The sequence below is a fragment of the Posidoniimonas corsicana genome, from assembly GCF_007859765.1.
Taxonomy (GTDB): Bacteria; Planctomycetota; Planctomycetia; order Pirellulales; family Lacipirellulaceae; genus Posidoniimonas; species Posidoniimonas corsicana.
The window spans coordinates 3,909,725-3,924,737 of record NZ_SIHJ01000001.1; the positions used below are offsets into that span (position 1 = coordinate 3,909,725).

Consider the following 15,013-nt stretch of genomic DNA (forward strand, 5'->3'; position numbering starts at 1 on the left):
ATCGGCCTCCGATCACGGGCGGGCGCCCTTGCCCGCGTCGCAACGCCTTGGCGCCCTGCCGGGACCCTCGCCTGCGCCGCCATCTACGATCGAATCTAGAAGAATTGCGAGAATTCGCCCAAGCCTCTCAAACAACGGCGTTGTCCGGATCGGAGGGCGGGACACGCCGTGCAACCGCGGGGCAACTTGATTAGACTCTGGGACTACTCAATGGGCGCAGGTCGCGCCCAAGCAGACGGCAGGGACCTGGAGCAACCCATGGCGGACACGAGTGCGGCTGGCGAAACGGGAGTGGAGCGGGACCGGAGGATGCTGGCCGAGGCGAACGCCGCGGGCGCCGGCGCGCGGCTCAAGACCTACGTGCGGCTGTCGGGGCCCGGTTGGCTGCAGAGCGCCATCACGCTGGGCGGCGGTTCGCTGGCCGGCGCACTGTTCCTTGGAATCCTGGGCGGCCCGAGCATGCTGTGGCTGCAGTTGGTGGCCATCGTGCTGGGCGTGGTGATGCTGTCGGCCATCAGCTACGTCACGCTGAGCACGGGCGAGCGTCCGTTCGGCATGATCAACCAGCACATCAACCCCGTGCTGGGCTGGGGCTGGCTGATCGCGACGATGATGGCCAACATCATCTGGTGCATGCCCCAGTTCGGCCTGTGTTTCGAAGCGCTCGAGCAGAACCTCGGCCCCGCGGTGGTGGGCGACGTGGTGCAGTCAACGCCGGGGTGGAAGTACGGCGTCTCGTTCGTGCTGCTGGCAGTCGCGATGTCGGTCCTGATGCTGAGCATCAAGGGGGGCGCCACCGCCAAGCTGTTCGACGTTTTCCTGAAGGCGTTGATCGGGATGATCGTGCTCTGCTTCTTCGGCGTGGTGATCAAGCTGTCGCTGGAGGGGTTGGTTGATTGGGGGGCGGTGCTCGCCGGCTTCCTGCCCGACCTCGACCAGACGCGGCACGCCACCGGCGACCTCAAGGCCCTGGCCGACCAGCTTCCTGAAGAGGCCAAGCAGTTCTGGGAGTCGCGTCTGGTGCGCGAGCAACGCGACGTGATGATCGGCGCCGCGGCCACCGCGGTCGGCATCAACATGACCTTCCTGATGCCCTACTCGCTGCTCCAGCGAGGGTGGGACAAGACGTTCCGCGGGCTGGCGCGGTTCGACCTGTCCACCGGCATGGCGATCCCCTACGTGCTGGTCACTAGTTGTGTGGTGATCGCCGCCTCGCAGGCATTCCACGCCACGGCGGACGATCAGTTCCTCAGCACCGACCCGGCGCAGTTCCAAGAGAGCCCGCTCTTCGCCGCCACCGAGAAGAACCTGCTGGCGCGGGTGCGGCCCGACCAGGCCGCGGGCGGGCTGGAGGGCCTGGAGCCGGCCGGGCGCGACGAGGCGATTGCCGCAATGGCGGCCCTGCCGGAGGAAGAGAAGCGGCTGGCCGCGTCGCTGGTGCGGCGCAACGCGTTCAGCCTGTCCAGGGCGCTGGAGCCGCTGCTGGGCCAGGAGCTAGCCAACCTGGTGTTCGGCCTGGGCATCTTCGGCATGGGCTTCTCCACCATCATCATCCTGATGATGATCAACGGGTTCGTGTTCCGCGAGGCGTTCGGGCAGCCCACGAGCAACGCGGCGTTCTTCGTCGGCGCCCTGGTGGCCGGCGTGTGCGGCGCGCTGTGGCCCTACATCTGGCGGGCCGACGCGCAGATGTGGCTGGCGATCTTCGCGTCGAGCTTCGGGATCATGCTGCTGCCGATCGCCTACGCGACCTTCTTCATGATGATGAACAGCCGCAAGGTCCTGGGCGACGACATGCCGCGGGGACTGTCGCGGGCGGTGTGGAACGTCATGATGGTGGTGGCCGTGGTGGGCGCCGTCGCGGCGGCGGCGACCTCCATCTATAACAAGGTCTCGAACCCGAACCCGGACGCGGCGTTTGTCGGGCAGGCGGCGCTGGGCGTCTCGCTCGCGTACCTGGCCGCGGTGGTGGTCGGCTTCTTCATCAAACCCAAACCGCTCGAAGCGATTGGCGACTAAGGACACGCAACGATGGATCGACTCTCCGTCCGCCAGGCAAGGCAGGAATCCGCGATCGGCCAGCAGGCCCGGCTGCAGGGCTGGGTCCGCACCCGGCGGGACTCGAAGGGGGGCTTCAGCTTCCTCGAGCTGAACGACGGCACCTGCCTGGCCAACATCCAGGTGATCGCCGACGCGGCGCTGGAGAACTACGAGTCCGAGATTAAGCACCTCACCGCCGGCTGCAGCGTCACGGTGGAGGGCCAGGTGAAGGCCTCCGGCGGCAAGGGGCAGGCGACCGAGGTGCAGGCCGCCCGCGTGGTGGTGCACGGCCTGGCCGACCCGGATAGCTACCCGCTGCAGAAGAAGCGGCACTCGATGGAGAAGCTCCGCGAGTGGGCGCACCTGCGCCCCCGCACCAACACCTTCGGCGCGGTGATGCGGGTCCGCAACCAGGTCTGCCGCTCGATCCACGACTTCTTCCAGGAGGACGGGTTCCTCTACCTCAACACGCCGATCATCACCGCCAGCGACTGCGAGGGCGCCGGCGAGATGTTCCGCGTCACGACGCTCGACCCGGCCAACCCGCCGCGGACCGATCAGGGCGAGGTCGACTACACGCAGGACTTCTTCGACCGGCCGTCCTACCTGACCGTGTCGGGCCAGCTGGAGGGCGAGGTCTACGCCACGGCGCTCGGCAAGGTGTACACGTTCGGCCCGACGTTCCGCGCAGAGAACTCGAACACCAGCCGGCACCTGGCCGAGTTCTGGATGGTGGAGCCCGAGGCGGCGTTCTTCGACCTGGAAGACAACATGGACCTGGCCGAGCGGTTCCTCAAGCGGATCGTGACCGACGTGCTGGCCAACTGCGAGGAGGACCTCGACTTCTTCCAGCAGCGGATCGACAACGAGGTCCGCGACCGGCTCGGCAAGATCGTCGAGGGCGGCTTCGCCCGCACCACTTACACCGACGCCATCGCGGCCCTGGAGTCGTCTGGCGAGTCGTTCGAGTTCCCGGTCAGCTGGGGCGCCGACCTGCAGGCCGAGCACGAGCGGTACCTGGCCGAGAAGCTGCACGGCCGGCCGGTCATCGTGCACGACTACCCGGCGTCGATCAAGCCGTTCTACATGCGCGTCAACGACGACGGCAAAACCGTCCGCGCGATGGACGTGCTGGCGCCCGGCGTCGGCGAGATCATCGGCGGCAGCCAGCGCGAGGAACGCCTCGACGTGCTCGAGCGACGGATGGCCGAGCAGGACCTCAACCCGGACGACTACTGGTGGTACCTGGACCTCCGGCGGTACGGCACAGTGCCGCACGCCGGATTCGGTCTGGGCCTGGAGCGGATGGTGCAGTTCGTGACCGGCATGGCCAACATCCGCGACGTCATTCCGTTCCCGCGCACACCCGGCAACGCCGAGTTCTAAAGCGGGATCCGCGCTTGGGGCGGCCTACTCGGCGACCAGCGTCAGGATCTCCAGCGCGGCGAACGTCCTGGCGAGCGACCCGCCCGGCTCGGCCTGGTAGTCGGCCACAATCGCCTCGGCCTTCTTCAGGTACTGCTCACGCGACTCGTCCAGCGCGGCGGGGTGCGTGTCCCGCGCGGTCTGCCGGTACAAGCGGACCGACTCGTCCAGCGCGGTGGCGTCGCCGTCCAGGGCGGCGAACACGGCGTCGTCCAGGGCCTCAATCTGCTCGAGCTGCTGCAGCGTGAGCTCCTCGCCTGAGGCGCAGCGCACGCGCACCCCCATGCCAACCGCGTGGGGCTTGGGCGTGGGAGAAGCGGCTTGGTTGCGGCCAAGGGCGGGGTTGTAGGTCATGAGGGGTCGCCGTGTGGAGTGGGGGTCTGCCTGGTGGGTTCTAGGAACGGGGTTGGGGTGCGGGAAGGGTAGAAAACTACATCTGACTCAGCAGCCAGCCGAGCGGCTCGACCACGCCCTGCGGCTCGATCCGCAGGGGCGTCTCGCGGCGGTGCCCGCCGATGGTCCGCTGGGCCGAGGCCCCCGCCACCGAGGCGCCGAACACCCGGGTGTTGGGGAAGCGGTTCTCGCAGTCGCGGAGCAGCGCCTCGGCGTGCGCCTCGGCGAACCCCGTGGGGTCGTCCAGGCAGCTCTGGCGCTGGTCGGCCTTGGTAAAGACCATCGCCAGCGGCGTCCGGTTCGCTCTGCGGGAGGAGCGTTTTTCCCGCCGCCGGGACTCCTCCAGCTGGGACAGCAGCTTGAGCACAATAAAGTCGCCCGTGTGGTCGCCGCCGTGCAGCTGCTGCGCGTCGGCGATGATCATCATGCCGGAGCACTTCTTGAGCAGCGCCCCCAGCGCGGGGTGCGTGCCGGGCCGGTCGGCTTCCTGCCGCCACGCTTCGCCGGACACGTCCGCCAGCACCAGCTCGGTCCGCCGCCTCCCGCGGCTGCAGTCCACCTGGCAGTGCACCCAGTGCCAGTCCTCCGGGTTCAGCGAGGTGCGGTCCGGGTAGTAGCCCGACGCGAGCGACGTGGTGGTGGCCTGCTGCAGCCCGATGGAGTACGGCCCGCAAACGCACGCGCTGATGCCGCCGACCCGGCGCACCAGCATGTCCATCATCATCCCCAGGTAGACCGTCTTGCCGACGCCCGGCGCGCCGACCACCGCGATCAGCTGTGGCGCGCGGCGCGAGCCGGCGGCGGCCCGCGAGATCGCCAGCGGCGCCGAGCAGCGGCTGCACCGCTCGGTGGCGGAGCTGTTCTCGGTCCCGCAGATCAGGCAGTCGAGCGGCGCGGCCCGCTGGGCCAGCAGAAACGACTCCAGCGGCACGTTGATGAGTTGCGACATGGTCGGTTGATGCTTGTGGTTGGAGCGGTGGCCGTCCCGCCTGGCGGCGGGGGCGGAGGGGTGTTGGCGGGCGGGCGCGCTACGGCTGAACAGCCTGCTCGCCGGCGCCCTGCGACGCCGACGCCAGCACGTCCATGCTGATCGCCAGCCGGATGCCGATGTTCGGCCGCCGCGAGAGCGGGTGCTCGGCGCTCTGGAAGTGGCAGGTGGCCTGGTTCTCGAAGTACGTGTTGTAAGCGCCGCCCCGGATGGTCCGCAGCGCGGACGGGAACTTGACCGACTGGGGAGTGGTCTCGTCGAGGGTGGAGCTGGTCCACTCCCACACGTTGCCCACCATCTGCTCGAGGCCGCCCACGGTGGCGCCGTCCGGGTAGACGTCGACGGCGACCGGCTTGCCGTGCCCGGCCGACCACAGGTTGGCCTTGCGGGTGTCGAACGATTCGCCCCACGGGTAGCGCCGCTGGGCCACGCGGCCCGGGGCCGACTCGACCGGCCAGGCGCAGCTCTTGGTCCACTCGGCGTCGTTCGGCAGCCGCTTGCCCACCCAGCGGGCGTAGGCGACCGCCTCGTACCAGCTGACGCCCACCACCGGCAGGTCCTCTTCCCCCGGCGTGTGGTGGCCGTCTCGCCAAAACCGGGGCGAGGTGACGCCGGTCTGGTCCACAAAGTCGAACAGCGCCGGCAGCGCCTCCTCCGGCCAGAACTCGAGGGCCTCGTAGCCGCCGGCGTCGACGAAGCATTGGAAGTCGGCGTTGGTGACCGTGTAGCGGTCCAGGTAGCAGGGCTCCACGCGGGCCACGGCCTCGGAGCCCGCCTCGAGCAGGTTGGCGGTCGCCTCGTGGCCGAGCGTTTCACGCTCGGCGGCCACCCCCACCAGCACCGAGCCGGCCGGAGTGAGCGCCATCGCCTCGTCCAGGGCGCGGATCGCCCGCACGTACTGCTCGCGGTCGATCTGGCTGGCGGTCTCGGGGCGCAAGAGCAGCGCGTACCGCCGGTCGGCCAGCATCTCGTCGATGAGGTCGCCCTCGCTGGTGCTCGGCTTCCGCGGCCGCGGCGCCCGGGGCGGCGTGTCCTGCTGCTGCGGACCGCCGGCGCCCTGCCGCGGGCCGGCCCAGTCGTCACCGCCGGCAACCGGACCAAAGCGGCCGCTCCGCTTTATCAGGTTGCGGGCGACCATGCACGCGCCGACGGCGCCGGCGCCGGCCAACACCGGCTGCCCGAACGCCAGGCCGATCAGCAGCAGCGCGACTCCGGCGGCGCCGATGGTCAGCTCGCTGTCGAGCCACTCGCTCCAGCGGAGGCACGCCCTCAGCGGGGTAAGGATGGCTGCTGTCACGGGTTCGCCTCGGTTCAGGGAATTGGTCTTCAAGGTGAGGTGCCTAGGTGTGTCGGGGCGCGGCGGCCGGCTAGCGGTGGCCGCGCTCGGCGCGTTGCTGCCGCAGCTTGCTGAACTGGGCGACTACCGACCCCAGCACGGGGTCGCCAGACACGGCCGGGCCGGGCCCGGCGGCGGCCGGCGCGTCGGCCGGGGCCGCGGACTGCTGCTCCAGCAGCTTCGCGACCCGCTCCAGCTCGCCGCTCCAGTGCTGCTTCTCGCGGGCCAGCTCGGCGCGGGCCTCCTCGAGCTGCCGCTGCAGGTCCTGCTGCCCCTGGCGGGCCTGCTCGGCCTCTTCGCTGAGCCTGGCGTTCTCGCTCTTGAGCTGATCGGCGGACTGGTCGGCCTGGCCGTTGGCGTCCGCCAGCTCCTTCAGGCGGGCCCGCTGCTCATCCAGCTGCTCCTGCTCGTCCGCCAGCCGCCGCTGCCAGGCGTCGAGCTGTCGTTGGAACGCGTCGAGCGCGTCGAACGATTCCTGCAGGTCGGCCTCGTACCGCTGCCGTTGATCGGACCACTCGGTCAGGCACGCAAAGGTTGGTTCTAGCGCAGCGGTTGCCATCGGGTAGGCGCCCATTGTTGGGTTGGAGAAGAATGCCCGGCGCGCTGGTGCGCACGCCTAGAAAAGGTGGCTGCCCTAGCGACAGACTCTGCCCGTTGTGAGTCTGTACGCTCTGCCATCTGAAACGTAGGTCACGTTCCGGGGGCAGGCAAACGAAAAGCCCGCGGGCGGGCGCAGCGGCCCGCAAGTCAGGCCCGACTGGGGGGCCAAGCCGCGTCGCCTGAGGCGGCGGCTAGTTCTGGACCATCTGCCAGAAGCGGTCGAACAGGTAGTGACTGTCGTGCGGCCCGGCCGAGGCCTCCGGGTGGAACTGCACGCTGAACGCCGGGGCCGAGCGGTGCTGCACGCCCTCGATGGTGCGGTCGTTGAGGCTCACGTGCGTGACCTCCAGGTCGGAGGGCAGCGAGTCGGCGTCGACCGCGAAGCCGTGGTTCTGCGAGGTGATCTCCACCTTGCCGGTACCAAGGTCCTGCACCGGCTGGTTGGCGCCGCGGTGTCCGAACTTCATCTTGAACGTCTTGGCGCCGCACGCCAGCGACAGCAGCTGGTGGCCCAGGCAGATGCCGAAGATCGGCTTCTTGCCGAGCAGGCCTTGGATGGTCTTCACGGCGTAAGCGACCGGCTCGGGGTCGCCGGGGCCGTTGGACAGGAACACGCCGTCCGGGTTGATGGCCAGCACGTCGTCGGCGGTGGCGGAGCCCGGCAGGATGGTGACCCGGCAGCCCATGTTCACCAGGTGCCGAGGGATGTTCCACTTCATGCCGAAGTCGAGCGCGGCGATGTGCGGCGCCGAATCATCCTGCGGACCGTGCTGCAGACCGTCCAGGCGGGTCCACGTGCTCAGCGGCTGGCTCCAGGCGGCGGCCTGCTCGGGCGCGACCTCCTGCACCAGGTCACGGCCCACCAGGCCGGGCGAGGCCTTGGCCTTGGCGACCAGGCTGGCGTCGTCCAGGTCGGTGGTCGACAGCACGCCCCGCATGGCGCCCTGCGAGCGGATCAGCCGCACCAGCGCGCGGGTGTCGATCGACTCGATCGCCACGATGTTGTGCGAACGCAGGTACTCGCTCAGGCTCTCCTCGCAGCGGAAGTTGCTCTGGATGCGGCTGTGCTCGCGGACCACGAAGCCGCGAAGGTGCGGCTTGGAGCTCTCGACATCTTCCTCGTTGACCCCGTAGTTGCCGATCTGCGGGTACGTCATCGTGACGATCTGCCCGCAGTAGCTGGGGTCGGTGAGGATCTCCTGGTACCCGGTCATCGAGGTGTTGAAGCAGACCTCGCCGTCGACCTCGCCCTCGGCGCCGATCGACACGCCCGTGAACACCGTGCCGTCTTCCAGAGCGAGCTTTGCAGGCTGAGACATACGTTAAGACCGTTGGGTTGCGAGGCCCCGCTCGGGCGGGGCAGGGGACGCTGCTGGTTACTTGCTTACAGACCCTGGGCGGCCAGCCAGCGTTCGGCGTCGAGCGCCGCCATGCAGCCGGTGCCCGCCGCGGTGATCGCCTGGCGGTAGTAGTCGTCCGCGACGTCGCCGGCGGCGAACACGCCCTCGACGCTCGTGTTGGTGCGGAACGGCACGGTCCACCTGAGGTACTTCTTGTCGTTCATCTCGACCTTGCCCTCGAGAAACCGCGTGTTGGGCGTGTGGCCGATCGCGACAAACATGCCGCCGGCGTCCAGCTGGCGGGTCGAGTCGTCGACCGTGCTCTTGAGGGTCACGCCGGTCACGCCGTCGCCGTCGGTGCCCAGCACCTCGCCGACCTCGCTGTTCCACTCGATCTGGATCTTGGGGTTTTTCTCCGCCCGCTCGGCCATGATCTTCGAGGCGCGGAGCGTGTCGCGGCGGTGGACCAGGTGCACGGTGCTGGCGTACTTGGACAGGTAGTCGGCCTCCTCGACCGCCGAGTCGCCGCCGCCCACCACCACCAGCGGCTTGTTGCGGAAACGCGGCAGCGCCCCGTCGCAGACCGCACAGGCGCTGACGCCGCGGTTCTTGTACATCTCTTCTGAGTCCAGGCCGAGGTAGTTGGCCCGGGCGCCGGTGGCGATGATCACGCTGTGGGCCTCGACGGTTTCGCCCTGGCTGCTGGTGAGCTTGAACGGGCGCCCGCTGAAGTCGACGTCGACGATGTCGTCCGTGATGACCTTCGTGCCGAAGTTGGTCGCCTGCTGACGCATCAGGTGCATCAGCTCGGGGCCCGACACGCCCTCCTTCTTGTGCATGTCGGCCAGGTAGTGGTGCTCCTCGGACAGCGACGTCTTGAAGTACGCGCTGAGGTCACCCGCAGGGAAGCCCGGGAAGTTCTCCACCTCGGTGGTCAGGGCCAGCTGGCCCAGCGGCATGGTGCCGCTCAGGCGGTTCTCCTCGGTCACGGCCCCCTCGAAGACCACCGGGCTCAGGTTGGCGCGGGCGGCGTAGATGGCCGCGGTCCAGCCGGCGGGTCCGCTTCCAACAATAACGACGTGTTCAGGCACAGGTGGGGGCTTCCGTGTGGGGGGAGGGGGTCGGCGGGGGCAATCGATTTTCGTGATTATAGCGCCGCCCGGCGGGACCGTAAACTCGCCGCAGCGGGCTCCCAAGGGAATCCACGCGGCGCGTTGCCGGAGCGTGAAAAACGTGCGCAACCGCCGTTCACGCTCGTTTGACACGCGCATTTTGCTCCGCCACAATCGCCAATCTCTAGTCACGCTCTCTTTTTCTACGCGGAGCCCTCGATGGCAGACCCCCACGGTCAGATCGACAATGTGATGCATGAGTCGCGGCTCTTCCCGCCGCCGGCAGAGTTCAGCAAGCAGTCGCGGATCCCCTCCCGCGAGGCGTACGATCAGCTGTGGGAGCGGGCGGCCGCCGACCCGACCAAGTTCTGGGCCGACCTGGCCAAGGAGGAGCTGCACTGGTTCGAGCCGTTCCACACCGCGCTGGAGTGGAACGAGCCGTTCGCCGAGTGGTTTGTCGGCGGCAAGACCAACGCCTGCTACAACTGTGTCGACAAGCACGTCGCGGAGGGCCGCGGCGACCGCGCCGCGATCATCTGGGAGGGCGAGCCGGGCGACCAGCGGACGCTGACCTACGCCGAGCTGCTGGAGCAGGTCTGCCGGTTCGCCAACGCGATGAAGTCGCTCGGGATCGAGAAGGGGGACCGGGTCTCGATCTACATGCCGATGACCCCGGAGCTGGCGATCGCCATGCTGGCGTGCGCCCGCATCGGCGCCGTGCACTCGGTGATCTTCGCCGGGTTCAGCTCCGAGGCGATCGCCGAACGCAACAACGACGCCGGCGCCAAGGCCGTGATCACGGCCGACGCCGCCTGGCGACGCGGCAAGGCGTTGCCCCTGAAGCACACCGTCGACAAGGCCCTGGAGAAGAGCCCCACGGTCGAGCACTGCATCGTGCTGGACCGCGTCAACGAGGCGGTCGAGTGGACCCACGGCCGCGACCACTGGTGGCACGAGCTGGTCAAGGCGGCCTCGCCCGAGTGCCCGGCCGAGCCGATGGACAGCGAGGCGCCGCTGTTCATCCTCTACACCAGCGGCTCGACCGGCAAGCCGAAGGGCATCAAGCACACCACCGCCGGCTACAACCTGTTCGCCAAGAAGACGTTCGAGTGGGTGTTCGACCACCGCGAGGGGGACGTCTACTGGTGCACGGCCGACTGCGGCTGGATCACCGGGCACAGCTACGTGGTCTACGGGCCGTTCTCCGCGGGCGCGACCTGCCTGATGTACGAGGGCGCGCCCAACCACCCGGCCGAGGACCGCTTCTGGGACATGGTCGAGCGCCACAAGGTGACGCTGTTCTACACCGCCCCGACCGCCATCCGGGCCATCATCAAGTGGGGCAACGAGCACGTCGAGAAGCACGACCTCAGCTCGCTGCGGCTGCTGGGCACCGTCGGCGAGGGCATCAACCCGCAGGCGTGGATGTGGTACCACGAGACAATCGGCAATGAGGAGTGCCCGATCGTCGACACGTGGTGGCAGACCGAAACGGGCGGCATCATGATGTCGCCCCTGCCGGGCGCCATCGCCACGAAGCCGGGCAGCTGCTGCGTGCCGCTGCCAGGCGTGCTGCCCAAGATCGTCGACGAGAACGGCGCCGAGGTCGGGGTCGACCAGGGCGGGTGGCTCACCATCTCGCACCCCTGGCCCGGCATGCTCCGGGGCATCTGGGGCGACGACGAACGCTACAAGGAGGTCTACTGGTCCAAGACGCCCGGACTGTACCTGGCCGGCGACAACGCCCGCCGCGACGCCGATGGCTACTACTGGATCATGGGCCGTATCGACGACGTGCTGAACGTCTCGGGTCACCGGCTGTCGACCATCGAGATCGAGAGCGCGCTGGTCTCGCACCCCGAGGTGGCCGAGGCGGCGGCGGTCGGGCGGCCGCACGAACTCAAGGGCGAGGCCGTGGCCGTGTTTGTCACGCTTAAGAAGGCCCTGCCGAGCGACGAGCTCCGCGAAGCGCTCAAGCAGCACGTCCGCAAGGAGATCGGCGCCCTCGCCCAGCCGGACGACATCCGCTTCACCAACGCGCTACCGAAGACCCGCAGCGGCAAGATCATGCGCCGGCTGCTGAAGGACATCGCCGCCGGCAAAGAGACCGTCGGCGACACCACCACGCTGGAGGACTACAGCGTGATCGCCAGCCTGCGTGACGACGAGGACTAAAGAACCCGCACGCCCCATGCAGGAACTCAACTTCAAGCAGGAGCTGACCGGCTGCTTCGGCCAGCCGATCGCCGAGAACCCGAGCCAGGCGATGGTCGAAGCCGCCTACCGGCATCACGGCCTCGACTGGCGTTACCTGACCATCGAGGTCGGCGCCGCCGGCCTGGCGGACGCGGTCCGCGGCGCCCGGGCGATGGGCTTCCGCGGGTTCAACTGCACGATCCCCCACAAGGTCGCGGTGATCGAACACCTGGACGGGCTGGCCGAGTCCGCATCGGTCATCCAGGCGGTCAACTGCGTGGTGCGTGACGGCGACCGGCTGATCGGCGAGAACACCGACGGCAAGGGCTTCCTCAGCTCGCTGGGCCGGATCGAGAGCCCGGCCGGCAAGCGGGTGGTGGTGTTCGGAGCGGGCGGCGCCGCCCGCGCAATCTGCGTGGAGCTCGCGCTGGCGGGAGCGGCGCGGGTGACGATCGTCAACCGCACGGTCGCCAAGGCGGAAGTGATCGCCAAGACCATCCGCGAGAACACCGCGGCGGACGCGGTCGCAACCGAGTGGCAGGGCGACTACCGCCTGCCGCCGGAGACGGACATCGTCGTCAACTCCACGTCGATCGGCCTGTTCCCGGATGTCGACGCCCGGCTGGCGATCGACTTCGATACGCTGACCCCCTCGATGGTGGTGGCCGACGTCATCATCAACCCGCCGCGCACGCACCTGATCAACACCGCCGAGCAGCGGGGCTGCCGCGTGATCGACGGGCTGGGGATGCTCGTCGAGCAGGGCGTAGTGGGGATCCAACTCTGGTCGGGCGTCGAGGCCGACCCCGGCGTGATGCGGCGGGAGCTCGAGGCGATCTTTGGCTGACGCCGCACCGCCGCGGGCCCTAAGCCGGCTCGCCTAGCAGCCAAGCCAACACGCCCTTCTGCGCGTGCAGCCGGTTGGCGGCCTGCTCGACCACCAGGCTCTGCGGCGAGTCCATCACCTCGTCGGTGACCTCCTGCCCCCGCTTGGCGGGCAGGCAGTGCAGGAAGATCGCGTCGGACGGCGCCGCGCCCATCAGCTTCGCGTTCACCTGGTAGTCGGCGAAGTCGCGTTTGCGCTGCTCCTCCTCGGCCTCCTGCCCCATGCTGGCCCACACGTCGGTGTAGATGGCGGCGCACCCGTCGACGGCCTCGCGGGGGTCGGTCGTCTCGGTGATTGCGGCGTCGGGGCAGTCGGCCCGCAGCTGGTCGACGAACTCCCTGGCGAGCTCGTAGCCCGTGGGGGTCGCGATGGCGAACTCGGCGCCGGTCTTCGCGCAGCCCACCGCCAGGCTCCGCGCCACGTTGTTGCCGTCGCCCACCCAGGTGATCTTCTTGCCCTTGAGTCCGCCGAACCGCTCGCGGACGGTCAGCAGGTCGGCCAGCGCCTGGCAGGGGTGGTCGAGGTCGGTCAGGCCGTTCACCACCGGGCAGGTCGAGTGCGCGGCGACGTCCTCCACCGTGCTGTGGCTCTTCGCCCGCACAACGATCACGTCGACCATGGCGCTGAGCACGCGGGTGAAGTCTTCGATGCTCTCGCGTTTGCCGAACCCGGCGTCGGCCCCCAGCATCATGCTGCCGCCGCCCAGGTGGGTCATGCAGGACTCGAAGCTGACGCGGGTCCGCAGCGACTGCTTCTCGAACAGCAGCGCCATCATCCGGCCGGGGAACAGCGGCTCGCGGACCCCCCTGACGAACTTCGACTTCAGGTCCGCGGCGATGGCGAGGATCGCCTCGATCTCGCTGCTCGACAGATCACTCAGGGCAACCAGGTGTCGCATGTTGGGCTCTCGGCTACTGGTTCTCGGCTGTCGGCCAAATCAGCCCACCCGGGAGGGGTGGGGCAGGCGAAGCGTCACAGCTCAAGATTCTCGATCACGTTGACAAGGATGTCGCACCCTTCCTGGACCTCGGCGTCGGTGAGGGTCATGGCCGGCAGCAGCCGGATGACCGTGCCCTGGGTGCAGTTGATGAGCAGGCCGCGTTCCATGCACTGCTGCACGACCTGGGACCCGTCGACCGACAGCTCCAGGCCGATCATCAGGCCGCACGCCCGCAGCTCCTCGACGTACGGCAGCTTGTCGACCAGCGGCTGCAGGCGGGCGGCGAAGGCGTCGCTGATCTGACTGGCGCGGCCCAGCAGGTTTTCTTCCTCGATGGTCTCGATCGTGGCGATGCCGGCCGCCGCAGCGATGGGGTTGCCGCCGAACGTCGACGCGTGCATGCCGGGCCGCAGGCTGGGGGCGATCTCGGCCGTGGTCAGCAGGGCGCCGCCGGCGACCCCGCCGCACAGGCTCTTGGCCAACGTGATCACGTCCGGCGTAACGCCCCCGTCCCCCAGTGACGCGTGCTGGTAGGCGAACCACTCGCCGGTGCGGCCGCAGCCGGCCTGCACCTCGTCGAACGCCAGCACCAGGCCGTTCTCGTCGGCGATCTCCCGCAGGCCCTGCAGGAAGCCCTCGGGCGGGATCCGCACGCCGCCCTCGCCCTGGATCGGCTCGATCAAGATGCCGGCGGTCTCGTCGTCGACCAGTTCGCGGACGGCGTCGAGGTCGCCGAACGGGGCGTAGGTGAAGCCGGCCATCAGCGGGCCCAGGCCCTCGTGGTACTTGGGCTGCGCGGTCGCCGTGACGGCGCCGATGGTGCGGCCGTGGAAGCCGCCCTGGAAGGTGATGATCTTGTACCGCTCGGCCGGCGTGTGCAGGCGGATCAGCTTGATGGCCGCCTCGTTGGCCTCGGCGCCGGAGTTACAGAAGAACGCCTTGCCGCCGAAGCTCCGCTCGCTGAGCATCTTCGCCCAGCGGCCCTGGGCCTCGGTGTACCAGGTGTTGGGCACGTGGATCAGCTTGGCGACCTGGTCCTGAACCGCCTTCACGACCTTCGGCGGGCAGTGCCCCAGGAGGTTGCACCCCCAACCGGGGAACAAGTCCAGGTAGGCGCGGCCCTGATCGTCCCACACGCGGCTCCCCTCGCCACGCTCCAAACAGACCGGGTACCGGCCGTAGTTGGGGATGACCGCCTCGTCGAAGAGGGCGGCGGTTTGCTCGGACATCGATTGGGTAGTAGCGGTCATTGTCGGATTGCCTCACGCAGAGACGCAAAGGCGCAGAGGAAACTGGGGGTTAGTTCTCAGGTAAGTTGTTCGCAATTCTTGAAATGCCGTCTTTCATCAATTCCGTATTGAAGTTCAGGAGCAAACCGAGAGGCTTCTTCATGAGCTTCAAGTAGGTGAGGAGCTGCTTCTTATGGACCCCGGTGATCGCTTCGGTGGACTTGATCTCGACAATCACGGAGTCTTCAACGATCAGATCGAGCCGATATCCCTCGTCAAACCTGATCCCGCGAAACTCGATGGGAACGGGAACCTGCCGCCGCACTTCGAGTCCGCGCTGCTTGAGTTCATGGGCAAGAACTACCTCGTACACCGACTCAAGCAGCCCCGGCCCGACCTCACGATGTACTACTAGCGCCGCGTCAACGATTTCTCCGCTAATTCCATTGAGTCGATCAGCATGCACCGCTCAAACCCTGGATCTCGAGCCGCTAGCTGTCCTCTGCGTCTCCGCGACTCTGCGTGAGA

General features: G+C 68.5%; 13 protein-coding genes. 4 read left to right on the top strand and 9 right to left on the bottom strand.

All coding sequences use genetic code 11. The features are described 5' to 3' along the window. Positions 1–258 precede the first annotated feature (258 nt). Positions 259–2,019: a divalent metal cation transporter gene (locus KOR34_RS15060; RefSeq protein WP_146565379.1), complete on the top strand. Its 1,761-nt coding sequence runs from the start codon at positions 259–261 to the stop codon at positions 2,017–2,019. A 12-nt stretch (positions 2,020–2,031) separates the two neighbouring features. Next, positions 2,032–3,426, top strand: a complete 1,395-nt coding sequence (gene asnS, locus KOR34_RS15065; RefSeq protein ID WP_146565380.1) for an asparagine--tRNA ligase — start codon at positions 2,032–2,034, stop codon at positions 3,424–3,426. A 24-nt stretch (positions 3,427–3,450) separates the two neighbouring features. On the opposite strand, the gene KOR34_RS15070 is transcribed toward asnS, so the two are convergent. The 6 genes from KOR34_RS15070 to KOR34_RS15095 all read right to left on the bottom strand — a co-directional run bounded on the left by KOR34_RS15070 (position 3,451) and on the right by KOR34_RS15095 (position 9,213). Further along, positions 3,451–3,819, bottom strand: a complete 369-nt coding sequence (locus KOR34_RS15070) for a hypothetical protein (protein WP_146565381.1) — start codon at positions 3,817–3,819, stop codon at positions 3,451–3,453. 76 nt (positions 3,820–3,895) lie between these two features. After that, entirely contained in the window at positions 3,896–4,807 is a 912-nt protein-coding gene (locus KOR34_RS15075) for a TRAFAC clade GTPase domain-containing protein (protein ID WP_146565382.1), read from the bottom strand. 79 nt (positions 4,808–4,886) lie between these two features. After that, complete coding sequence (locus KOR34_RS15080) at positions 4,887–6,143, bottom strand: formylglycine-generating enzyme family protein (RefSeq protein ID WP_146565383.1); 1,257 nt, start codon at positions 6,141–6,143, stop codon at positions 4,887–4,889. Positions 6,144–6,213: 70 nt separating this feature from the next. Then, positions 6,214–6,741 carry a hypothetical protein gene (locus KOR34_RS15085; protein WP_146565384.1) on the bottom strand — a complete coding sequence of 176 codons (528 nt, stop codon included), beginning with the start codon at positions 6,739–6,741 and terminating at the stop codon, positions 6,214–6,216. Between the two features lie 232 nt (positions 6,742–6,973). Further along, a complete protein-coding gene (gene carA, locus KOR34_RS15090) occupies positions 6,974–8,101 on the bottom strand; it encodes a glutamine-hydrolyzing carbamoyl-phosphate synthase small subunit (RefSeq protein WP_146565385.1) in 1,128 nt (375 codons plus the stop codon). 65 nt (positions 8,102–8,166) lie between these two features. Next, entirely contained in the window at positions 8,167–9,213 is a 1,047-nt protein-coding gene (locus tag KOR34_RS15095; protein ID WP_228714620.1) for an NAD(P)/FAD-dependent oxidoreductase, read from the bottom strand. Between the two features lie 240 nt (positions 9,214–9,453). On the opposite strand from KOR34_RS15095, the gene acs reads away from it, so the two are divergent. Then, positions 9,454–11,409: an acetate--CoA ligase gene (acs, locus tag KOR34_RS15100; RefSeq protein ID WP_146565387.1), complete on the top strand. Its 1,956-nt coding sequence runs from the start codon at positions 9,454–9,456 to the stop codon at positions 11,407–11,409. 16 nt (positions 11,410–11,425) lie between these two features. Beyond that, complete coding sequence (gene aroE / locus KOR34_RS15105; protein ID WP_146565388.1) at positions 11,426–12,277, top strand: shikimate dehydrogenase; 852 nt, start codon at positions 11,426–11,428, stop codon at positions 12,275–12,277. A gap of 19 nt (positions 12,278–12,296) precedes the next feature. Here aroE and argF read toward each other — a convergent pair whose 3' ends face one another. The 3 genes from argF to KOR34_RS15120 all read right to left on the bottom strand — a co-directional run bounded on the left by argF (position 12,297) and on the right by KOR34_RS15120 (position 14,951). Beyond that, complete coding sequence (gene argF / locus KOR34_RS15110; protein WP_146565389.1) at positions 12,297–13,214, bottom strand: ornithine carbamoyltransferase; 918 nt, start codon at positions 13,212–13,214, stop codon at positions 12,297–12,299. 74 nt (positions 13,215–13,288) lie between these two features. Continuing rightward, positions 13,289–14,485, bottom strand: coding sequence for an aspartate aminotransferase family protein (locus tag KOR34_RS15115; RefSeq protein ID WP_228714621.1), 1,197 nt, complete (start codon positions 14,483–14,485; stop codon positions 13,289–13,291). A 70-nt stretch (positions 14,486–14,555) separates the two neighbouring features. After that, positions 14,556–14,951, bottom strand: a complete 396-nt coding sequence (locus KOR34_RS15120) for a GxxExxY protein (RefSeq protein WP_146565391.1) — start codon at positions 14,949–14,951, stop codon at positions 14,556–14,558. Positions 14,952–15,013: the final 62 nt, after the last annotated feature.

Excerpts from the sequence above, each read along its gene's own strand:
- KOR34_RS15070 (WP_146565381.1), bottom strand. The coding sequence starts at position 3,819 with ATGACCTACAACCCCGCCCTTGGCCGCAACCAAGCCGCTTCTCCCACG.
- KOR34_RS15060 (WP_146565379.1), top strand. The coding sequence starts at position 259 with ATGGCGGACACGAGTGCGGCTGGCGAAACGGGAGTGGAGCGGGACCGG.
- asnS (WP_146565380.1), top strand. The coding sequence starts at position 2,032 with ATGGATCGACTCTCCGTCCGCCAGGCAAGGCAGGAATCCGCGATCGGC.
- KOR34_RS15085 (WP_146565384.1), bottom strand. The coding sequence starts at position 6,741 with ATGGCAACCGCTGCGCTAGAACCAACCTTTGCGTGCCTGACCGAGTGG.
- KOR34_RS15115 (WP_228714621.1), bottom strand. The coding sequence starts at position 14,485 with ATGTCCGAGCAAACCGCCGCCCTCTTCGACGAGGCGGTCATCCCCAAC.
- carA (WP_146565385.1), bottom strand. The coding sequence starts at position 8,101 with ATGTCTCAGCCTGCAAAGCTCGCTCTGGAAGACGGCACGGTGTTCACG.
- aroE (WP_146565388.1), top strand. The coding sequence starts at position 11,426 with ATGCAGGAACTCAACTTCAAGCAGGAGCTGACCGGCTGCTTCGGCCAG.
- argF (WP_146565389.1), bottom strand. The coding sequence starts at position 13,214 with ATGCGACACCTGGTTGCCCTGAGTGATCTGTCGAGCAGCGAGATCGAG.
- KOR34_RS15075 (WP_146565382.1), bottom strand. The coding sequence starts at position 4,807 with ATGTCGCAACTCATCAACGTGCCGCTGGAGTCGTTTCTGCTGGCCCAG.
- acs (WP_146565387.1), top strand. The coding sequence starts at position 9,454 with ATGGCAGACCCCCACGGTCAGATCGACAATGTGATGCATGAGTCGCGG.